Origin of the sequence: Nocardioides baculatus (assembly GCF_016735675.1) — a bacterium.
GTDB classification, from domain to species: Bacteria; Actinomycetota; Actinomycetes; order Propionibacteriales; family Nocardioidaceae; genus Nocardioides; species Nocardioides baculatus.
Window position 1 is genome coordinate 433,898 of sequence record NZ_JAERSG010000001.1, and the last position, 21,437, is coordinate 455,334.

The 21,437-nt window shown below is 72.8% G+C and carries 17 protein-coding genes; 11 read left to right on the plus strand and 6 right to left on the minus strand.

Annotated features, from left to right (window positions below; all coding sequences use genetic code 11):
* The first annotated feature begins 64 nt into the window (after positions 1 to 64).
* The 3 genes from xylB to JI751_RS02155 are packed head-to-tail and all read left to right on the plus strand — an operon-like array spanning position 65 to position 3,853.
* Entirely contained in the window at positions 65 to 1,453 is a 1,389-nt protein-coding gene (xylB, locus tag JI751_RS02145) for a xylulokinase (RefSeq protein WP_201932855.1), read from the plus strand.
* A 28-nt stretch (positions 1,454 to 1,481) separates the two neighbouring features.
* Positions 1,482 to 2,648 carry a xylose isomerase gene (xylA, locus tag JI751_RS02150; RefSeq protein WP_201932857.1) on the plus strand — a complete coding sequence of 389 codons (1,167 nt, stop codon included), beginning with the start codon at positions 1,482 to 1,484 and terminating at the stop codon, positions 2,646 to 2,648.
* A 23-nt stretch (positions 2,649 to 2,671) separates the two neighbouring features.
* On the plus strand, positions 2,672 to 3,853 hold the full coding sequence (locus tag JI751_RS02155; RefSeq protein ID WP_201932860.1) for an ROK family protein: 1,182 nt from the start codon (positions 2,672 to 2,674) through the stop codon (positions 3,851 to 3,853).
* A gap of 10 nt (positions 3,854 to 3,863) precedes the next feature.
* Here the strand turns inward: JI751_RS02155 and JI751_RS02160 are convergent, their stop codons facing one another.
* The 5 genes from JI751_RS02160 to JI751_RS02180 form a co-directional block, all read right to left on the minus strand.
* Positions 3,864 to 5,093: an ROK family transcriptional regulator gene (locus JI751_RS02160; protein WP_201932862.1), complete on the minus strand. Its 1,230-nt coding sequence runs from the start codon at positions 5,091 to 5,093 to the stop codon at positions 3,864 to 3,866.
* Between the two features lie 10 nt (positions 5,094 to 5,103).
* Complete coding sequence (locus JI751_RS02165; RefSeq protein ID WP_201932865.1) at positions 5,104 to 6,384, minus strand: sugar ABC transporter permease; 1,281 nt, start codon at positions 6,382 to 6,384, stop codon at positions 5,104 to 5,106.
* 10 nt (positions 6,385 to 6,394) lie between these two features.
* The gene (locus tag JI751_RS02170; protein WP_201932868.1) at positions 6,395 to 7,171 is read right to left on the minus strand and encodes an ATP-binding cassette domain-containing protein; all 777 of its coding nucleotides are present in this window, start codon (positions 7,169 to 7,171) and stop codon (positions 6,395 to 6,397) included.
* A 116-nt stretch (positions 7,172 to 7,287) separates the two neighbouring features.
* Positions 7,288 to 8,379, minus strand: a complete 1,092-nt coding sequence (locus tag JI751_RS02175; RefSeq protein ID WP_307813721.1) for a sugar ABC transporter substrate-binding protein — start codon at positions 8,377 to 8,379, stop codon at positions 7,288 to 7,290.
* 194 nt (positions 8,380 to 8,573) lie between these two features.
* Complete coding sequence (locus JI751_RS02180) at positions 8,574 to 9,794, minus strand: hypothetical protein (protein ID WP_201932871.1); 1,221 nt, start codon at positions 9,792 to 9,794, stop codon at positions 8,574 to 8,576.
* Positions 9,795 to 9,853: 59 nt separating this feature from the next.
* On the opposite strand from JI751_RS02180, the gene JI751_RS02185 reads away from it, so the two are divergent.
* Positions 9,854 to 10,288 carry an SRPBCC family protein gene (locus JI751_RS02185; protein WP_201932874.1) on the plus strand — a complete coding sequence of 145 codons (435 nt, stop codon included), beginning with the start codon at positions 9,854 to 9,856 and terminating at the stop codon, positions 10,286 to 10,288.
* Position 10,289: 1 nt separating this feature from the next.
* Positions 10,290 to 10,568 (plus strand): Rho termination factor N-terminal domain-containing protein, encoded by a 279-nt coding sequence (locus tag JI751_RS02190; protein ID WP_201932876.1) that lies wholly within the window; start codon positions 10,290 to 10,292, stop codon positions 10,566 to 10,568.
* Positions 10,569 to 10,581: 13 nt separating this feature from the next.
* Here the strand turns inward: JI751_RS02190 and JI751_RS02195 are convergent, their stop codons facing one another.
* Positions 10,582 to 11,406, minus strand: coding sequence for a DICT sensory domain-containing protein (locus JI751_RS02195; RefSeq protein ID WP_201932879.1), 825 nt, complete (start codon positions 11,404 to 11,406; stop codon positions 10,582 to 10,584).
* An 86-nt stretch (positions 11,407 to 11,492) separates the two neighbouring features.
* Between JI751_RS02195 and JI751_RS02200 the strand changes: the two genes are divergently transcribed.
* The 6 genes from JI751_RS02200 (at position 11,493) to recD (ending at position 21,415) form a co-directional block, all read left to right on the plus strand.
* Entirely contained in the window at positions 11,493 to 11,672 is a 180-nt protein-coding gene (locus JI751_RS02200) for a hypothetical protein (RefSeq protein WP_201932882.1), read from the plus strand.
* A 95-nt stretch (positions 11,673 to 11,767) separates the two neighbouring features.
* Positions 11,768 to 11,941, plus strand: coding sequence for a CsbD family protein (locus JI751_RS02205; protein WP_129478206.1), 174 nt, complete (start codon positions 11,768 to 11,770; stop codon positions 11,939 to 11,941).
* A gap of 112 nt (positions 11,942 to 12,053) precedes the next feature.
* Positions 12,054 to 12,806, plus strand: a complete 753-nt coding sequence (locus JI751_RS02210; RefSeq protein WP_201932884.1) for a flavodoxin family protein — start codon at positions 12,054 to 12,056, stop codon at positions 12,804 to 12,806.
* A gap of 43 nt (positions 12,807 to 12,849) precedes the next feature.
* Positions 12,850 to 16,200, plus strand: a complete 3,351-nt coding sequence (recC, locus tag JI751_RS02215; protein ID WP_201932886.1) for an exodeoxyribonuclease V subunit gamma — start codon at positions 12,850 to 12,852, stop codon at positions 16,198 to 16,200.
* A gap of 1 nt (position 16,201) precedes the next feature.
* Positions 16,202 to 19,573, plus strand: a complete 3,372-nt coding sequence (locus JI751_RS02220) for a UvrD-helicase domain-containing protein (protein WP_236665520.1) — start codon at positions 16,202 to 16,204, stop codon at positions 19,571 to 19,573.
* Positions 19,574 to 19,657: 84 nt separating this feature from the next.
* Positions 19,658 to 21,415 carry an exodeoxyribonuclease V subunit alpha gene (recD, locus tag JI751_RS02225; RefSeq protein WP_201932888.1) on the plus strand — a complete coding sequence of 586 codons (1,758 nt, stop codon included), beginning with the start codon at positions 19,658 to 19,660 and terminating at the stop codon, positions 21,413 to 21,415.
* Positions 21,416 to 21,437 lie beyond the last annotated feature (22 nt).

Sequence of the window (21,437 nt, forward strand, 5' to 3'; positions counted from 1 at the left end):
TCTGCAAATCCCCGCCGTGCCAGACCACCTTGACTTTAGTTCGAGACTCGTACTTAATAGTGACGTGGCTCTCACCCTCGGCATCGACTCCTCCACCCAGTCGACCAAGGCCCTCTTGGTGGACGCCGACAGCGGCGAGGTCGTCGAGGCGCGTACGGCGTCGCACCCGGCCGGCACCGAGGTCGACCCACGGGCATGGCTGAGCGCCGTCGACGAGGCGACCGACGGTCTGCTCGACCGCGCCGATGCGATGGCTGTCGCCGGCCAGCAGCACGGGATGGTGGCGCTCGACGCGTCCGGTACGCCGGTCCGCGACGCGCTGCTCTGGAACGACACCCGCTCCGCCGGTGCCGCGGTCGAGCTGATCGAGGAGATGGGCGGGCCGCAGGCCTGCGCCGACGCGATCGGCAGCGTCCTCGTCGCGTCGTTCACCTCCACCAAGCTGCGCTGGCTGCGCGACCACGAGCCCGACCACGCGGCGGCGGTCGCCACGGTGCTGCTCCCCCACGACTACGTCTCGTGGCACCTGGCGGCGGAGGGCACCGACCCGTTCACCGACCGCGGCGACGCCTCCGGCACGGGCTACTTCGACGCCCGCCACGACGCCTGGCGGCACGACCTCCTCGAGCAGGCGCTCGGCCACGCAGCGCAGACGCCCCGCATCGTCGCGCCCGGCACCGTCGCCGCCCACACCGCGAGCGGGACGCCCATCGGCGGCGGCACCGGCGACAACATGGGCGCCGCCCTCGGCATGGCGCTCGAGCCCGGCGACGTCCTCGTCTCGGTCGGCACGTCCGGCGTGGCGTCGGCCGTCAGCAGCGTGCCGGTCGCCGACGGCACCGGCGTCGTCACCGGCTTCGCCGACGCCAGCGGCGGCTACCTGCCGATGGTCACCACGATGAACGCCGCCGGGATCCTCGACCTCCAGGCCCGCTGGCTCGGCGTCGACCACGACGGGCTCGCCGACCTCGCCCTGCAGTCAGCTCCCGGCGCGGGCGGGGTCACCCTTCTCCCCTACTACGGCGGCGAGCGCACGCCCAACCGGCCCGACGCCGTCGGCACCTGGACCGGCCTGACGCCCGCCACGACTCGCGCGGACCTCGCGCGGGCGGCGTACGAGTCCCTGCTCTGCTCCCTCGCCGACGCCGTCGACCGGCTGGTCGCTGCGACCGGCGAGACGCCGAGGCGCGTGCTCATGGTCGGCGGCGCGACGAAGAGCGCCGCGCTGCGCGAGCTCGCGCCCGCCGTGCTCGGCTGCCCCGTGGTGCTGCCGCCCCCGGGTGAGTACGTCGCCCTCGGCGCGGCCCGGCAGGCCGCCTGGGCGCTCGCCGGCACGGCAACGCCCCCGGCCTGGCCGGCCGCCGAGACCACGGTCCTCGAGGCCGACCCCACCCCCCACGTCCGCGAGGCCTACGGAGACCTCCGCGAGCGCACCACCACCTGGACCGACTGAAGTACGGCCGAACACCGAAAGGCACCTCATGAGCATCGATGTCCCCACGCCCACCCCCGAGGACAAGTTCTCCTTCGGCCTCTGGACCGTCGGCTGGCAGGGCGTGGATCCGTTCGGCGGCGCCACCCGCCCCCCGATGGACACCGTCCACGCGCTGGAGAAGCTCGCCGAGCTCGGCGCCTACGGGGTCAACTTCCACGACGACGACGTGATCCCCTTCGGCAGCGACGACGCGACGCGCCAGCAGATCATCGACCGCTTCACGAAGGGCCTGGCCGACACCGGCCTCGTCGTCACCACCGCGACGACCAACCTCTTCAGCCACCCGGTCTTCAAGGCCGGCGGCTTCACCAACAACAACCGCGACATCCGCCGCTTCGCGCTGCGCAAGGTGATGCGCAACATCGACCTCGCCGCCGAGCTCGGCGCCAAGGTCTACGTCGCGTGGGGCGGACGTGAGGGCGCGGAGTACGGCGCCTCGCAGGACACCGCCGTCGCGCTCGACCGGATGAAGGAGGCCTTCGACCTCCTCGGCGACTACGTCACGGAGAAGGGCTACGACCTCCGCTTCGCGATCGAGCCCAAGCCCAACGAGCCGCGCGGTGACATCCTGCTCCCGACGATCGGGCACGCGCTGGCCTTCATCAACCAGCTCGAGCGCCCCGAGCTCGTCGGTGTGAACCCCGAGATCGGGCACGAGGAGATGGCCGGCATGAACGCCGCTGCCGGCTACGCCCAGGCGCTGTGGCAGGGCAAGCTCTACCACATCGACCTCAACGGCCAGAACGGCCCGAAGTACGACCAGGACCTGCGCTTCGGCGCCGGCAACGTCCGCGGTGCCTTCTGGATCGTCGACGTGCTGCTCGCGGGTGGCTACGACGGCCCCGTGCACTTCGACTACAAGCCCTCGCGGATCGAGGACGAGGACGGCGTGTGGGTCAGCGCCGCCGCCAACATGCGCAACTACCTCATCCTCCGCGAGAAGGTGAAGGCGTTCCGCGCCGACCCCGAGGTGCAGGCGGCACTCGAGGCGGCGCGGCTGCCCGAGCTGGCCCAGAGCACGCTCGGCGAGGGCGAGGGCTGGGAGCAGCTGCTCGAGTGGCAGCTGCCCGACCCCGAGCAGCTCGCCACCATCGGCGCGGCGACCGAGCACCTGGACCAGCTGGCGCTCGAGCACCTCTACGGCGTCCGCTGACCGTGCGGCCACACCTGCGTGCGGTGAGCGACACCGAGGGGCTGCGGCGCTCGGCGTCCGGCACCGAGGGGCTGCGGCGCGCCAACACCGGCGCCGTGCTCCGGGCGCTCCGCGAGCTCGGACCGTCCACCCGGTCCGAGCTGGCGACGCACACCGGCCTCGCGAAGGCGACGGTCGGTGTGATCGTCGCGGACCTCGAGGCGGCGCGCGCCGTCGCCGAGGAGGGGTCGCGACCGGGCGTGCGCGGTCGCCCCGGGCGCCCGGTCGCCCTCCGGGGTGACCGGTTCGTCTCGCTGGGCCTCGAGCTCAACGTCGACTACGTGTCGGCCGTGGTGCTCGACCTCGCGGGTGACATCGTCTCCACCACCAGTCGGGCGGGCGGCACGAGCGACGACCTCAGCGACCTCGCGCGGTCCGCGCTCGACGAGCACGTCGGGGCGGACGACGTCCTGGTCGGCACGACCCTCGCGGTCCCGGCGCTCGTGCGCGCCGACGACCGCACCGTGGCGTGGGCGCCCAACCTGCGCGTCGAGTGGGCTGATCTCGCCGACGCGCTCGGCTCGCTGGTCCCGGACGTGCGGGTCGGCGTCAGCAACGACGCCAACTGCGCGGCGTACGCCGAGTCGCACCACGGCGCCGCCCGCGGTGCGAGCCACGCCCTCTACGTCACCGGCACCGTCGGCATCGGAGCCGGGATCGTGCAGGACGGCGAGCTCGTACGTGGGGGCGCGGGGTTCGCCGGCGAGGTGGGCCACATGGCGGTCGGCGACTCCACCGCCCTGTGCGGCTGCGGGAGGCGGGGCTGCTGGGAGGCGTCGATCGGCATGAAGGCGATGCTCGCCGCCGTCGACATGAGTGAGCTGGACACTCCGCTGCGGACGGCCGAGGCGGTCGCCGAACGGGCGGCCACCGACGCGTCCGTCCGCGACGGGCTCGAGCGCGTCGGGCGCGACGTCGGGCTGGGCATCGCCGTGCTGAGCACCGTCCTCGACCCCGAGGTCGTGGTGATGGGCGGCTACTTCGCCGTGCTGGGTGACCTCGTCCTCGAGCCCGCGCGTCGCACCCTCGACGAGCGGCTCGTCTCCGCCGCACAGGTCAGGCCCGAGCTGCGGACCAGCACCCTCGGCATCGAGGCCGCCGCCCTGGGCGCGGCCGAGCAGTCCTTCGGCCCGGTGCTGCTCGGCGAGGTCGACCTGCTGGCCTGATCGCTCGGGGTCAGCCCGCGAGGCGGGAGCGTACGTCGTCGATGGCCGTGCCGAGCGCGGCGACCGGGTCGACGAAGAGCGGCTCCAGCGCGATCTCGGCCGCCCCGAGCAGCGACGAGTCGGCACCGAGGCCCGGGAGCGCGAGCGTCACCGACTCCAGGGGTGCGGGCAGCGCACGCTCGGCCAGCCCGGCGTCGACCTCTCGGCCGACGAGGAGGTAGAGCGACCTGAAGTAGCCACCGAGGATGACCATGCGGGGGTTGAACGCGTTGACCAGGCTGGCAAGGCCCTGGCCCAGCGCCGTGCCGGTCGCCCGCAGGGCCGGCGAGGGCTTGCCGAAGGACTCGAGGACCTCGCCGAGCTGGACCACCTTGTCGGGCGGGCACGCGATCGCCGAGGCGATGGCGTGCGCGCCGACCTCGGTCTCCCAGCAACCGAGGTTGCCGCAGTGGCACGGCCTGCCCTGCGGGTTGAAGCGCAGGTGGCCGACCTCGCCGGCGTAGCCGCCCGCTCCCTCGAGCCGGTGGCCGCCGGTGATGATCCCGGCACCGACACCGACGTTGCCGGAGATGTAGATGAGCTCGTCGGTGCCGACGCCCGCGCCGCGGGTGTGCTCGGCGAGCGCGCCGAGGTCGGCGTCGTTGGCCAGGCAGACAGGGACGTCGAGCCCGAGCGCCGCCAGCACGATCCCGCCGAACGACACGTCGTGCCACTCCAGGTTGGGGGCGAGCCGGATGAGGCCGTCGTTGCGTCGCACCAGGCCCGGCACGGAGATCCCGATGCCGACGAGGGGCGACGCGGCCGGCGCGTCCTCGACGACGGTGCGGATCAGCGCAGCGACGGCCGCGCCGACCTGCCACGCCTCACCGTCGCTGTGCACCGGCGCCTGCGATCGCTGGAGGATGCGGCCGCCCAGGCCGACCCGGGCGACGACCGCCCGGTCCACGCCGAGATCGACCGCGATGACGTAGGGCCCGTCCGCCGCGATCCGCACGCCCGCAGACGGCCGTCCGGCACCCTGGCGCACACCCTCGGCCGGGTCGGCGCGCTCGGTGATGCCCAGCGACTCGAGCTCGCCGACCAGCCCCGCGATCGTGCTGCGGTTCAGCCCCATCAGGCTGGTCAGCTCGGCTCGCGACATCTCGCCGGCGCCGTGCACGTGCCGGAGCACGGTGCCGAGGTTGTGGCGCCGGATGGCCTCCTGGTTGGTCCCGAGGCCCGAGCGCCGCTGCGGGCTCACGGTCGGGCGCCTAGACGCCGGCAGCAGAGCGACGGCGACGGGAGATCGCGTCGACGCTCGCGGCGAGGAGGAGGACACCGCCCGTCACGACGGAGTTGATCCAGCTGGCGTTGTTGAGCAGCAGGAGCCCGTTGTTGATCGTGGCGATGACCAGGCCGCCGATGATCGCGTCGGTGGCTCGACCGCGTCCGCCGAAGAGGCTGACACCACCGATGACCGCGGCGCCCACGGCGTACAGCAGGACGTTGCCACCACCCGATCCGGGCGAGATCTTGCCCGTGTTGGCCGCCAGGAGGATGCCACTCACGGCCGCCATCATCGAGCAGGCGACGAACGCGGACGTACGGATCCGGGCGACGTTGATACCGGCACGGCGAGCCGCCTCGGCGTTGCCACCCACGGCGTAGAGGTAGCGGCCGTAACGGGTGCGGTTGAGGATGAACATCCACACGATCAGCAGCACGGCGACCACGATGAGCATGCGGGGGATGCCCTCGATGGGGAAGTTGGGGTTGCGGCTGCGGTTCTGGTTGAGGAACCAGACGACGCCCAGCAGGATCACTGCCAGCGCGGCGATCCGCAGGACCACGACGCTCATCGGCGGGTGCTGGAGCTTCTGGCTCACCTGGGTCCGGTAGGTCCGCAGGGACAGCCCGGCGAACACGACCACGATCACGATGGCACCGATCCAGCCGACGGTGGGGTCGACGTTCTTGATCGCCAGGCCACGCAGGAACTCGTTGTCGAAGCGCACCGATCCGCCCTGGCCGATGAACTTCAGCATGACTCCCTGGAGCCCCAGGAAGAAGGCGAGGGTGACGACGAAGGACGGGATCCCGAGCCGTGACACCAGCAGGCCGATCACGACGCCGATCACGGCTCCGACGACCACCGCGCCGAGGAACGCGACCGGCCAGCTCTGGCCGTGGTCGACGATCATCAGGCCGGCCGTCATCGCACCGGTGCTGCCGGCCACGCCGGCGGACAGGTCGATCTCGCCGAGGAGCAGCACGGGGACGAGCGCGAGGGCCAGGACGCAGATCGGTCCGGCCTGGGTGATCAGGTTGGCGATGTTGAGCTTGGTGGTGAACGTGTCACTGGCGAGGCCGAAGATGATCGCCAGGACGATGAGGCCGAGGATCGCGGGGAGCGAGCCCATGTCGCCGCCGCGGAGCTTGTTGAGGTAGGCCTGGAAGGCCTCGCCGAGCGAGTGGGCCTGCAGGCTGTCGCGCGCGAAGTCGGTGTCGGCGACGGTGGCAGTGCCGCCGCTCTCGTTGGTGTCAGTGGTCATGGCCGCCTCCTCAGACGCTCGCCGTTGCGGGGTTCTCGGAGATCCCGAGGTTGCCGGAACGGCCGGCAGTGATGAGCTCGACGACCTGGCTGTGGTTGACGTCCTTCGTCGGCACGTCAGCGGCCACGCGACCGAGGTAGAGCGCCGTGATCCGGTCGGCGACCTCGAAGACGTCGCCCATGTTGTGCGAGATCAGCACGACGCCGAGCCCACGGTCGGCGAGGCGTCGTACGAGGTCGAGGACCTGGCGGGTCTGCGCCACGCCGAGGGCCGCGGTGGGCTCGTCGAGGAGGACGATCTTGGAGTTCCAGAGGACGGCCTTGGCGATCGCCACCGTCTGGCGCTGGCCGCCGGAGAGGCTGGCGACGGTCTGGCGCACCGACTTCACGGTGCGGACCGACAGCGAGGCCAGCGTCTCGCGGGCGCGGGCCTCCATGGCAGGCTCGTCGAGCGTCCCGCCCTTGGTCTGCTCGCGGCCGAGGAACATGTTCTGGGTGATGTCCAGGTTGTCGCAGAGCGCGAGGTCCTGGTAGACGACCTCGACGCCCAGGGCGGCGACGTCGCGTGGTCCGTGGACCTCGACCGGCTTGCCCTCGAAGAGGTAGTCACCGGTGTCGCGGCCGTAGATGCCGGCGATGATCTTCACGAGCGTCGACTTGCCGGCACCGTTGTCGCCGACGAGGGCGGTCACCTGGCCGGGGTAGACCGCGAAGTCGATGTCGTGGAGGACGTGTACTACACCGAAACTCTTGTTGACGCCGCGCAGCTCAAGCAGGGGCTCGCTCATGTCCGTTGCTCCCTCGTGGCCACGAGGGCCATGGATTCGTTGTCTGGTCGAACGAAAGGCGCCCGGGCCGGGTAGGCCGACCCGGGCGCCTCGTTCAGTGTCGCCTGATCAAGCGATCAGGAGATACCGGCCTCGTCGCAGAACTTGGCGAAGTCGTCCGTGCACACGTCGGCGGCGGTCTGGCCACCGTCGTCGATGACGTCCTTGACGTTGTCCTTGGTGATCGACACCGGGTCGAGCAGGACCGACGGCACGTCGCGCTCGCCGTCGTTCGTCACACCGGTGGTCGCGGGCGAGTCGCCGTTGACCAGGGCGATGGCGGCCTCGGCGAGGGCGCCGGCCTCCAGCTTCGCGGACTTGTAGATCGTCATGCACTGGGTGCCGGCGAGGACGTTCTGCAGGCCCTCGACCGTGGCGTCCTGCCCGGTGACCGGGACCTTGCCGGCCTCGCCGTTCTTCTCCAGGACGGAGATCGCGGCGCCGCCGAGACCGTCGTTGGCGGCCAGCACACCGTCGACGTCGCCGTCAGCCTGCGTGTAGAGCTGCTCGAAGATCGTCACGGCCTGCTCGTTGTCCCAGTCCGGGACGGCCTGCTCGCCGACGACCTTGTACGTGCTGATCGCATCGAGCACCTCGTGGGCGCCGGCCGAGAACAGCGTGGCGTTGTTGTCGGTGGGCGAGCCGTTGAGGTAGACGATGTTGGCGTCCTTGTCGCCGAGGCAGTCCGCGAGGCCCTGGCCCTGCAGCGCGCCGACCTTGTTGTTGTCGAAGGAGATGTAGGCCTCGGCCGAGCCGCCCAGCGTGAGGCGGTCGTAGTCGAGGGTCTTGACGCCCTGCGAGGCCGCCTTCTCCTGGATCGCCGCACCCGACTCGGAGTCGAGGTTGACGATCGCGAGGACCGTGACGCCGTCGGCGATCATGCCGTCCGCGATGGTGGTCATCTTCTCGGCGTCGCCCTCGGCGTTCTGGATCTCGTACTCGACACCGGCCTCCTTGAAGGCCCGCTCGAGCTCCGGGCGGTCCGCGCTCTCCCACCGCACCGAGGACTCGGTGTCGGGGAGGATCACGCCGATCTTGCCGGTGGTCTCGCTGCTGCCGCTGTCGCCGCCGTCGGTGCCGGAGTCGCCACCGTCGTCGCTGCCGCACGCGGTCAGCGCCATCGACAGGCCGATCAGAGGAACGAGGACCAAGCTGTGCTTCCGCTTCACGCGAACCGCCTCCTAGCGATTGGGGGTCGCACCTCGGCTCGTCGGGACCGTCAAGGCGGGTGCATATGTTGTGTCGGACAACATATGGAGTGACGACAGTCACGTCCAGAGCCACGGCCCGCTGTGACCGCTTTGTTACAGAAAACGTCACCGCTCACGCGTGGATGGCGTACCGACGGGTCTGGACCAGTGCGTCAGCCGGACGTCACTGCACCGGTCCAGACGCGGCCGCCGGTGCCGGAGTCGCCGACGAGCAGCAGGTCGTCCTCGCCGCTGCCGGCCACGAGGGTGTGGTCGCCCGCCGTCTCCGGCTCGAGGGGTACGACGACCCGCTCCCAGCCGCGGCCGTCGTCGGTGCGCCAGAGCTCGTAGTGGTCGCCGGTGCTGACCGTGGCGAGGACGCCGAGCGGCGTCCGGGCGAGCGACGCGACGTAGGGCGCTCCGCGCCAGTCCGAACCGTCCGCGATCTCACCGAAGGTCACGGCGTCGTCCCAGTCGTCGTCACCCCCCTCGTTCCGCAGCCACGCGGCGAAGCGCCCGCCGCTCCGCCCGACCACCAGCAGCCGGTCGTCGTCGAGGAGCACCACCCGCTGGGCGTCCTCGATCTCCGTCGTCGCCGGCATCTCCTGCGGCTGCCACGTCAGCCCGTCGGGCGAGGTCCAGGCGAGCGGGTCGGGGTCCATGAGCCGCCCGGTGCGGGCGCCACCGCCCACGACGATCCACTCGTTACCGGCCCAGCCGCCGCCCTGGGTGATCGACTGGAGGTCGCCGTCGTCGGTCAGGCCGGGCTCTGCCTCGACCCGGGTGAACTCGCGCGGGTCGTCGGTGACCCAGACGCCCGGTCCCGAGATCCGGTTGCCGGTGATCAGCCAGCCCTCCGGCCCGCCGGAGACCGCTCCGACGTTGGTCGCGGTGACCCCGCCGAACTGGATGAAGACGGCCCGGACGTCGACGATCCGGTTGCCGTCGGCGTAGAACGACGTCACGCGCGGGTTGCCGTGGGCACCGCCGGAGCGCGCGCCGAGCATGGCCACCCGGTCGCGGGAGCACGCCACCGAGTTGATGATCGCCCGCCTGCCCCAGTAGGTCCGCGCGTCCACCGGCACCGACGTCCACGTCTCGCGGTCGGTCGAGAACCACGCGGCCGGCCGGGTGTCGCGGGTCTCGGTCGGGCGGTCGAGGAACACCGCGCCCACGACCCACCAGCCGTCACCGCACTCGACCGCGTCGCGCACGACCGTACGGCCGGGCGGCCCGCCCGGGTCGGGCAGCAGGCGCTCGGTCCAGGTGACGTCGACCGGTTCGAGGCCGGACGGCGGGTCGGAGGACGGGTCGGAGGGCGGGTCGTCGCACGCGACGAGGCCCGCCGCGAGCGCGGCGGCCACGGTTGCGACGACGGCGCGGCGGGACCTCACGACCCGAGTGTGCCCGTTGGGGTGCCCCGCGTGCGCCCCTCGTTGTCTAACGTGGCGGGATGCCATCGGTCTCCCGCACTTTCTCGACGGTCGCCACGCCCGACGCGGCCTACGCCTACCTCGCCGACTTCACCCACGCCGAGGAGTGGGACCCGGGCACGCAGACGTGCGAGCGCACCTCGGGCGACGGCGGCGTCGGCACGACCTACCGCAACGTCTCGACGTTCCTCGGCCGCGAGGTCGAGATCACCTACACGACCGCCGAGCTCGCGCCGCCGACGCGCGTGCACCTGCGCGGCACCAACGAGCAGTTCGAGGGCCACGACATCTTCGAGATCACCGCGGCCGGGCGCGGCTCGCAGGTCCGCTACACCGCGGAGATGTCGTTCAGCGGGCTCTCCCGGTTCGCCTCGCCCGTGGTGGCGGCGTACCTCCCGATCCTGGCGAGGAAGACCGTCGACCAGCTCCGCGCCTCGCTCGACCGGCAGGTCTGACGTGCCCGCGAAGAAGAAGAGCTCGCCCGGGCCGTCGGTGAAGGACCCCGAGGTCTACGAGGCGCTGCGCGACGAGGGCGCGAGCAAGGAGAAGGCGGCGCGGATCGCCAACGCCGCAGCCGCGCAGGGCAGGTCCAAGGTCGGCAAGCGCGGCGGCAGCGCCGAGGACTACGAGGACCGCACCGTCGCCGAGCTGCGCAAGCGCGCGAGCGAGCTCGGCATCGAGGGACGCTCGAGCATGAACAAGGTGGACCTCATCGAGGCGCTCCGCCACCACTGAGTCGCCGAGCGACTCAGCCGCGATCGAGGTGGGCCAGCGCCCTCAGCCACATCCGGTCGACGTCGACGGCCGCGGTCTCGCGGCCCGGCTCGTCGAGGAGTCGTACGACGTCCGCGGGCGGATCCGCTCCCGCCGCGCGGGCCGCGTCGAGCAGGACGCGCGCCGCCGCGATCGCCGCGGGGCGGTGCCCGGTCACCACGGACTCGTAGACGGGTCCGGCGCTGCCCGGCACCTCCCAGGCCGAGACGAGCGCGGCCCGGGCGTCGCTCACCGTGACGACCGTCCACTCGCGGCGCAGTGGTGAGCCCTCGGCCAGCTGGCACCGCGCCGGGCTCGCCGACGGGTCGGCCGACAGGTCGTCGTCGAAGTCGGCCACCACGGCCGACCACGCGGCCGTGCGCGCGAGCTCGTCCCACCGGCGGCGCTGGTCGGCGAACCGGTCGCCCTCCTGGAACGTGCCCAGCACGAGCGGGCGCTCGGCCCGGGCGAGCGCCTCGTCCTCGACGGCGTACGACGCCGCGACGAGGGCACGCCTGCCCAGCCGCCGCACGCCGAGGTGCGGGAAGTCGCGCGTCATCACCGCGTGCACCGACTCGTCCGGTCGGCGCCGGCGGCGCTCGACGGACCCGATGGCCGCACCGAGCCCGACGCCGGTCGCGCGCAGGTCGAGCACCTGGTGGACGAGGTCGACGTCGGCGTCGGTGAAGCGGCGGTGGCCGGAGGCCGTACGCGCGCCGGCCGGGAAGCCGAAGCGGTTGTCCCAGGTGCGCAGCACGGTCGGCGTGAGTCCGGTGCGCTCGGCGAGCACCCCGATCCCGAAGCCCTCTGCTCGTCCCACCGTCACCCCTCACACTTGTGCATGTTGTCCGGATAACTTATACATGAGTGCAGAGGTATTTTCCTCTCTCACACCAGGAGACTTCCATGGGCACAGTGATCCTGATCGGCACCGTGGCGATCGTCGTGGCCATCGTCGGCTGCTTCTTCATCTGGCGCCTCGACGCGTCGCGCGCCGAGGAGGTCGAGCACACGCCGCCGCCGCGCCAAGCCGGCCCCGCGCTCGAGGGCCGAGCGGCCACGCCGCCGCGACCGATCGACCCGTAGCCGATCCCACCCCATCGGGTGCTTTCCGGTGCCGGTGCGCGTGGCACGTTCGAAGAGTGACCGCACCGGTCGCCCCGATCACAGGAGGAACCACGATGGGTCTCGACGACAAGATCAGCAACAAGGCCGAGGAGCTCAAGGGCCAGGCCAAGGAGTCCACCGGCAAGGCCACCGACAACGAGCAGCTCGAGGCCGAGGGCAAGGGCGACCAGGCGGGCGCCAACCTCAAGCAGGCCGGTGAGAAGATCAAGGACGTCTTCAAGGGCTGAGTCCCCTGAGCGTCGGCCGGTCCCCGCGGTGCGGGGGCCGGCTCTCGTGCGTCACGGGACCGTAAGGATCCGGAGGCTGCCGGCGGTGCCCGTCTGCTCCTAGGCTCGCAGGATGATCCCCGAGAGCGTGGCGCAGTTCATCGACGCCGAGGTCGCCGCGGCGACCACCCGCTACGACGACCTCCGGGCCGTCGTCCTCAACGGCACCCTCAAGCGGTCGCCCGAGCCGAGCCACACCGACGGCCTCCTCGAGATCACCCGACGGGTGCTCGAAGGGGTCGGCACCCGCGTGGACGTCGTACGTCTCGTGGACCACGTCGTCCCGCCCGGCGTGCAGCCCGACATGCGCGAGCACGGCTGGGAGACCGACGACTTCCCCGACCTCTACCGGAGCCTCGTCGAGCCGGCCGACATCGTCATCCTCGCCACTCCGATCTGGCTCGGTGACCAGTCGTCGCTGACCAGGCTCGCGATCGAGCGGCTCTACGGCTGGTCCGGCGAGCTCAACGCCGCGGGTCAGTGGAGCTACTACGGCAAGGTCGGCGGCGTCGTCATCACCGGCAACGAGGACGGCGGCAAGCACTGCGCCGCGCAGATGCTCTACGCCCTGAGCCACATCGGCTTCACGATTCCCCCGCAGGTCGACGCCTACTGGAACGGCGAGGCCGGTCCGGGCCCCTCCTACCTCGACGACGACCGTGGCGCCCAGAACCACTGGACCACCCGCAACGCCGTCTTCGCCGCGTGGAACATGCTGCACGCGGCACGGCGGCTCAAGGACTCCGGAGGCATCCCGGCCCACGGCACCAGCACGTTCAACTGGGACCTCTCCGACCCCGACCACCCCAACCCCGAGTACCGGTGACGCCTGCGGCCTGATGTCGGTCGCCGCTCATAGGGTGGCGCGCGTGACCCTGCACCTCCACACCGCCGAGCGCACCGACGCGCTCGCCGACGGCCTCGCGGACCTGCTGGTCACCCCGCTGCCCGACCCGTTCGCGCGGGAGGTGGTGGTCGTCCCGGCGCGGGGCGTCGAGCGCTGGCTCACCCAGCGGCTGTCGCACCGGCTCGGTGCGGGCAGTCGCGGTGGCGACGGCGTGTGCGCGGGCGTCGACTTCGTGACTCCCCACTCGCTGGTCTCGATGCTGCTCGACCGCGACGCCGAGGACCCGTGGAGCCCCGACCGGTTGGCCTGGCCACTGCTCGAGGTGATCGACGACGTGATGGGCACACCGGGCTTCGAGGACCTCACCACCCACCTCGGCGGCGGCGACCCGACCGACGAGAGGTCGGCCCGGCGCTACGCCGTCGCGCGACGGCTCGCCGGTCTCTTCTCGTCCTACGCCGTCCAGCGCCCGCAGCTGGTCCGCGACTGGCGGGCGGGCGACGACACCGACGGCGACGGGCAGGAGCTGGCCTCCGACCTGAGGTGGCAGGCCGAGCTGTGGCGACGGCTCGTCGCCGAGGTCGACGCACCAGCGCCCGACCTCCGCCATGCCGAGACGGTCGCCCGCCTCGCGGGCGGCGCGGAGGGTCTCGACCTGCCCGGCCGGCTGTCGCTGTTCGGCCACACCCGGCTGCCGGTGACCGAGGTCGAGCTGCTGCGCGCACTCGGTGGCCACCGCGACGTGCACCTCTGGCTCCCGCAGCCCTCGCCGTCACTCTGGGCGGCGCTCGCGCCGACGGCGGCGGTGGGTCCGGTCGCGCGCGCCGACGACGACTCGGCCGCGCTGGTCGCCCACCCGCTCCTGGCCTCGCTCGGCCGCGACTCGCGCGAGCTGCGCCGTACGCTCGGCGAGCTCGCGACCGACCAGTACAGCGCCGGGCACGCCGACCCCTCGACCGTCCTCGGCTGGCTCCAGTCCGACCTCCGCGCCAACCGCTCGCCCGACGCCGCGACCCTCGCCACCCGGGTGCGGGCGGCGACCGACCAGTCGGTGCAGGTGCACGCCTGCCACGGCACCGCGCGCCAGGTCGACGTGCTGCGTGAGGTGCTCGTCGGCCTGCTCCAGGACGACCCGACGCTCGAGCCGCGCGACATCCTCGTGATGTGCCCCGACATCGAGACCTACGCGCCACTGATCTCGGCGGGCTTCGGCCTCGCCGACGTCGCCGACGAGGCCGCCGGCCACCCGGCCCACCGGCTGCGGGTCCGGCTCGCGGACCGCTCGCCCGGTGCGACCAACCCGCTGCTGGGGGTCGCCGCCGACCTCGTCGAGCTCGCGGCCGGTCGGATGACCGCGACGGCCGTGCTCGACCTCGCCGCGACCGAGCCGGTCCGGGCCCGCTTCGGCTTCACCGACGACCACCTCGAGCGGATCACCCGCTGGGTCGACCAGGCGGCGATCCGCTGGGGCTACGACCGCGACCACCGCGGCGCCTTCGGACTCGACCTCGACGCCAACACCTGGCTCAGCGGCCTCCAGCGGGTGCTCCTCGGGGCCGCGATGTCGGGCGAGGGCCACCGCTACGTCCGCTCCACCCTGCCGATCGACGACGTCGGCGACGGCCACCTCGAGCTCGTCGGGACGTTCGTCGAGATGGTCGACCGGCTGCACACCTTCGTCCGCGCGGCGGGCGACGCCACCTCGGTCGCCGACTGGACCGACGCGCTCGGCGCGGCCGTGCACGGCCTCACTGCGAGCGGCCCGGACGACGCCTGGCGGGTGGCCCAGTTCGACCGCGAGCTGGCCCGGATCTCCGCGGGCGTCGGCGACCACGAGACCCGCCTGCGCCATGCCGACCTCCGTGCGCTGCTGCGGCACCGGCTGCGTGGCCGGCCGACGCGGAGCAACTTCCGCACCGGCACGCTCACCGTCTGCACAATGGTGCCGATGCGCTCGGTGCCGCACCGGGTCGTCTGCCTGGTCGGCCTCGACGACGGCGTGTTCCCGCGCCTCGAGTCGGTCGACGGCGACGACGTGCTGGCCCGTCGCCCGCTGACGGGCGAGCGCGACATCCGCTCGGAGGACCGCCAGCTGCTGCTCGACGCGATCGGCGCCGCGACGGAGACGCTGGTGATCACCTACGCCGGCCGCGGCGAGCACACCAACGACGACAGGCCGCCGGCCGTGCCTCTCGGCGAGCTGCTCGACACCCTCGACCGCACCTGCAGCGAGCCGGTCCGCGCCGACATCCTGCTCCAGCACCCGCTCCAGCCCTTCGACGAGGCCAACCTGACCTCCGGCGCGCTCGTGCGCGCGGTCGACCGGCCGTTCTCCTTCGACCGCACGGCGCTCGCGGGTGCGGAGGCGGCGCGCGCGCCGCGGACCGCGCCCCGGGCCCTCGTCCCCGACCCGCTCGTCGCGCCCGAGCCGGTGCCGGAGGTGTCGCTGAGCGACCTGCACGACTTCTTCGCCCACCCGGTGCGGAGCTTCCTGCGGCACCGGCTCCGGGTGACCACCCCCTACGACGTGGAGGAGACCAAGGACGCCGTCCCGATCACCCTCGACGGGCTGGAGAAGTGGCAGGTCGGCGACTATCTCGCCTCTGAGGTGTTGAACGGCGCCGACGCGATTGCCGTAGGAGAAGCCATCAAGCTGTCGGGCGTGCTCCCCCCGGAGCAACTGGGCCTATCCGTTTTCGAGGACATCATTAAGGTCGCGCGCCCTTTGGTTCTTACCGCTATGGAGAACCGAACCGGCGCCAAGCGCACCCTCGACGTCGACATCGACCTCGGCGACCGCCGGCTCACCGGCACCGTCTCGGGCGTCTTCGGCAACAACCTCGTCTCCGTGAGCTACTCCAGCCTCGGTGCCAAGCACCGCCTCGCCGCCTGGCTCGACGCGCTCGCCCTCGCCGCCGGCCACCCCGACGAGAACTGGACCGCCCACACGATCGGTCGCTGGGGCCGGTCGGGTCGCCGCGCACAGATCTCGCCGATGCCCGACCACGATGCGCGCACCCACCTGCGCGAGCTCGTCGACGTGATGGAGCGTGGCCAGCGCGAGCCGCTGCCCCTCCCGATCAAGACCAGCCTGGCGTTCGCCGAGGAGTTCGCGATCGGGGCGCAGGGACAGGCCGACCCCGACCTCAAGGCGCAGGGCGAGTGGGTGACGCCCCGCTTCAACGAGACCGGCTTCCCCAAGGAGGACGGCGACCAGTGGCACGTCCGGGCCTGGGGCGAGGCCGCTCCCTACGAGGTGCTCGCCTCACCGCTCCTGCCGGACGAGGACGGCGAGGGGCCCCACCGCCTGGGCCACTACGCGCTCCGCGTCTGGTCGCCGTTGCTCGCCGTCGAGCTGGTCCGGGGGCTCTGAGATGACCACGCCACCTCCGATGGAGACCTTCGACATCCGCGGTCCACTGCCCTCCGGCACGACCCTGCTGGAGGCCAGTGCCGGAACGGGCAAGACCTGGACCATCGCCGCCCTCGTCACCCGCTACCTCGCCGAGGGCGTCGCGACGCTGGAGGAGATGCTCGTCGTCACCTTCACCCGGGCGGCCAGCCAGGAGCTCCGCGACCGCGTACGCCGTCAGCTCGACGGCGCCGCCGCCGTGCTCGCCGACCCGGCCGGTGCCGACCCGGACAACACGCTGCACGAGTGGCTCCTCGACGCCGACGACGCCGAGCGCGCGGCCCGGCTCGGCCGGCTCACCGACGCACTGACGTCCTACGACGCGGCGACCATCGCGACGATCCACCAGTTCTGCCAGCTCGTGCTCCGCAGCCTCGGGGTCGCCGGCGACACCGACACCGGCGCGGTGCTGGTCGAGGACCTCGAGCAGCTCACCAGCGAGGTCGTCGACGATCGCTACCTCCAGCTGTTCGCCCGCCGGGACAAGGCGCCCTGGACACGGGAGGAGGCCCTCGCGTTCGCTCGCGAGGTGGTCAACGACCCGCGCGCGCAGGTGGCGCCGCAGGAGGCCCTGGTCGAGGACCCCGACGGCGACGCGGCCGCGCGCGTGCGGTTCGCCGGAGAGGTGCTCGACGAGATCGACCGTCGCAAGCGCCGGCTCGGCGTGCTCAGCTATGACGACCTCCTCGGCCAGCTCGCCGACGCGCTGGGGCCGGACGACTCACCCGCCCGCGCCCGGATGCGGGCGCGGTGGAAGGTCGCGCTGATCGACGAGTTCCAGGACACCGACCCCGTGCAGTGGCAGGTCTTCGAGCGCGCCTTCCACGGCGTCTCCACCCTCGTCCTGATCGGCGATCCCAAGCAGGCGATCTACGCCTTCCGCGGCGGCGACATCGTCACCTACCTCACGGCCGCCGACCAGGCCACGACCCGGCAGACCCTCGGCGTCAACTGGCGCGCCGACCAGCCGCTGCTCGACTCGCTCCACGTGCTGATCGAGGGTGCCGCGCTCGGCGACGACCGGATCCCCGTGCACCCCGTCTCCGCCCACCACGCGGAGTCACGGCTCGAGGGTGCCGGTGCGCCGTTCCGGCTGCGGGTCGTGCGCCACGAGGAGCTCGGCCGCAAGAAGCCGCGCATCGGCGACTGGCGCGAGCGGGTGCTGGCCGACCTCGCCGCCGACATCAAGCGGCTGCTCACCAGCGGGGCGACCTTGTCCACCGACGACCCCGGCGAGCCGCGCCGACCGGTCCGCCCCAGGGACGTGGCGGTGCTCGCCGCACGGCGGGCCGACCTGCTCGCCGCCCAGGACGCCCTGGCCGCCGTCGGGGTGCCCGCGGTCCTCAATGCCGGCGGCTCCGTCTTCAAGACCGCGGCCGCGACCCAGTGGCTGACGCTGCTCGAGGCGCTCGAGCAACCGCACCGCGCCGACCGCGTGCGGGCCGCAGCGCTCACGGACTTCTTCGGCCGCACGGCCGAGGAGCTCCAGTCCGACGACGACCCGACCGACGCGCTGAGCGAGCGCGTACGCCGCCTCGCCGACGTGTTCGCGGCGCGGGGCGTGGCAGCGGTGCTGGAGAGTGCGGTCCTGGGCGGCCTGACCGCGCGCGTGCTCGGCCGGGTCGGCGGCGAGCGCACGCTGACCGACCTGCGCCACATCGGCGAGGCGCTGCACAAGGTGACGGTCAGCGAACGGTTCGGCGTGGTCGGCCTGCTCGGCTGGTTGCGCACCCAGGTGGCCGACGACAAGATCGAGGTCGCCTCCGAGCGGACCCGCCGACTCGACTCCGACGCCGCCGCCGTGCAGCTGGTGACGATCCACGGCAGCAAGGGGCTCGAGTACCCGATCGTCTACCTCCCGACCCTGTGGGACCGGTGGGTGCGTGACGAGGAGGTGCCGCTCTTCCACGACGCCGGTGGTGAGCGGTGCCGCGACGTCGGTGGGCCGAGCCGCTGGCGTGATGCCGCCGTCATCCGCAGCCGGCACGAGGACGCGGGCGAGTCGCTGCGACTGCTCTACGTCGCGCTCACGCGGGCGCAGTCCCAGGTCGTCGCGTGGTACTGCCCGACCGCCAACAACACCGCCCCCGCACCGCTGCACCGGATGCTCTTCGGCCGTGCGCCAGGGCACCCGACCGTCAACGACCACCAGCCCGTGCTCGGCGACGACGAGGTCGTCGAGATCCTCGGTCGCTGGAAGTCCGCGGGCGGACCGCAGCCCGAGCTCGCCGTCCCCGGCACCGTCGACACCACCCCGATCGACCGCGACCTGCCGCCGCTGTCGGTGCGCTCGTTCGACCGCGGGGTCGACACCGACTGGCGACGCACCTCCTACTCCGCGCTCGCCGCGGCCGGTGCCCCGCACGCGGGCACGGCCGACCGCGTGCTGTCGGAGCCCGACGACGCGCCCGACCTCGACGACCTCGAGCTCGACGAGCCCGCTGACGACGCAGCGGCTCCGGAAGCCGACCTGACGCTGACCGCGGTGGCGTCGCCGATGGCCGACCAGCCGGTGGGCGCGGCCTTCGGCTCGCTGGTCCACGAGGTGCTCGAGCACGTTGACCCGGCCGCCGACGACCTGCGCGCCGAGCTGCTCGCGCAGGTGGAGGAGCACCGGGCGTGGTGGGCCGTCGAGGTCGACGCCGAGAGGCTCGCCGACGCGCTGGTGCAGGTCTGCGACTCGCCGCTCGGCCCGCTGGCGGGCGGGCTGACGCTGCGGGAGATCCGCCTGACCGACCGGCTGCGCGAGCTCGACTTCGAGCTGCCGCTCGCGGGCGGCGACCTCGCCCCGCACGACGACTCCGCGGCGGCGCACGTCGTGCTGGGCGACCTCGGCCCCCTGCTGCGGGCCCACCTCCCCGACGGCGACCCGCTGCTGGCCTTCGCCGAGACCCTCGACGGCGACACCGACCTCGCGTCCCAGCGGCTCCTCGGCTACCTCACGGGGTCGATCGATGTCGTGGTCCGCGTGCCGGTCGAGGGTCGGACGCGCTACGTCACCATCGACTACAAGACCAACTGGCTCGGCGACCGCACCGCGCCGGCGACCGCCTGGGAATACCGTCCCGCCGTGCTCGACGAGGCGATGGGCCACTCCGACTACCCGCTCCAGGCCCTCCTCTACACGGTCGTCCTGCACCGCTACCTCCGCTGGCGGTTGCCCGACTACGACCCCGCGGAGCACCTCGGCGGCGTCCTCTACCTCTACCTCCGCGGGATGTGCGGGCCGGACACCCCGGTCCTCGACGGGCGCCCGTGCGGCGTCTTCTCGTGGCAGCCACCCGTCGCGCTCGTGACCGCCCTGTCCGACCTGCTCGACGGAGTCCACCCATGACTGAGCACCCCGAAATGACTGAGCACCCCACGACGTTCTCCTCCCCTGCTCCGCTCCTCCGGACAACGACGCGGGGACCCCGAGATGACTGACCTCTTCGAGCCTGTCGACAGCACCGACGCCCGGCTGGCGCTCGGAGCGACCGGGCTGCTAGCCGCGTTCAACACCGCCGGGGTGCTGACCAGCGCCGACGTGCACATCGCCCTCGCCCTCGGCCGCCTGGGGCGCGAGAGCGACGAGAGGGTGCTGCTCGCGGTCGCGCTGGCCGTCCGTGCGGTGCGCGGAGGGTCGGTCTGCGTCGACCTGGCGACCGTCGCCGACCCCGAGGCCCTGCCGTGGCCCGCCCTCGACGACTGGACCGCGGCCGTCGCCGCGAGCCCGCTGGTCGAGCTCGGACTGGTCCGCTGGGACAACGACCTGCTCTACCTCGACCGCTACCACGAGCAGGAGACCCAGGTCGTCGACGACCTGCTCGCCCGCGCCGCGAGCGGCCCCGCCGTCGACACCGGACTCATGGAGACGTCGATGTCCCGGGTCGTGGCCGCGATGCAGCAGGCCCGCCCGGGGTCGTCCTACGACGAACAGGTGGCGGCGTGCCTCGCCGCGGCCGGCCAGTGGACGACCGTGCTGACCGGCGGGCCGGGCACCGGCAAGACGACCGCGGTTGCCAGCCTCCTGATCGGGCTGCTCGACCAGCACCCCGACGGCCTGCGCATCGCGCTCGCGGCGCCGACGGGCAAGGCGGCCGCCCGGCTCCAGCAGGCGGTGCACCAGGAGGCCGAGGCGTTCGACGAGGCGGATCGCGCGCGGCTGGCGGGCATCACCGCGTCCACGCTCCACCGGCTGCTGCGCCCGGATCCGGGCAACTCCACCCGCTTCCGCCACCACCGCGACAACCGCCTCCCCCACGACGTCGTCGTGGTCGACGAGTCGTCGATGGTCTCGCTGACCCAGATGGCCCGGCTGCTCGAGGCGGTGCGTCCCGAGGCCCGGCTGGTCCTGGTCGGCGACCCCCACCAGCTGTCGTCGGTCGAGGCCGGCGCGGTGCTGAGCGACGTGGTGCGGGGCTTCCTCGGACGCCCCGACTCACCCGTGGCGGCGCTCGAGTCGACCCACCGGTTCGGCGCCGAGATCCACGCGCTGGCCGAGGCCCTGCGCACCGGCGACGCCGACGGCGCGCTCGAGGTCCTCGCTGCCGGCCACGAGGCCGTCGAGTGGGTCGCCGAGCCCGACCCGTCGTCACGGATCCGGAGCACCGCCCTCGCCGCGGCGCTCGCCGTCCGCGACGCCGCCGAGCACGGCGACGTCGCGGGCGCGCTCCGGGCGCTCGACCAGCACCGACTCCTGTGCGCGCACCGCGACGGTCCCTACGGCGTGCGCCACTGGAACCGCCGCATCGAGCAGTGGCTCACCGCCGAGACCGGCGACCCGCTCTTCGAACGTGCCTACATCGGCCGCCCGATCCTCGTGACGGCCAACGACCACCAGCTCGGCGTCTACAACGGCGACAGCGGGGTCGTCGTACGCACTCCGGGTGGGCCGCGGGCGATCATCGCCGCGAGCGACGGCCCGCGCGACCTGGCGCCGTCGCGGCTCGGCGAGGTGGAGACCATGCACGCGATGACCATCCACAAGTCGCAGGGCTCGCAGGCCGACGTGGTCACGGTGCTGCTCCCCGACGAGGAGTCGCGGCTGCTCTCGCGCGAGCTCTTCTACACCGCGGTCACCCGGGCGCGGACGCGCGTGCGCGTGGTCGGCTCGGAGGCGGCGATCCGCGCGGCGATCGGCCGGCGTGCGCAGCGCGCGAGCGGGCTCGCCGTACGCCTCGCGGCCGCGCCCTGACCCCGGCGTCCTCAGGTCAAGA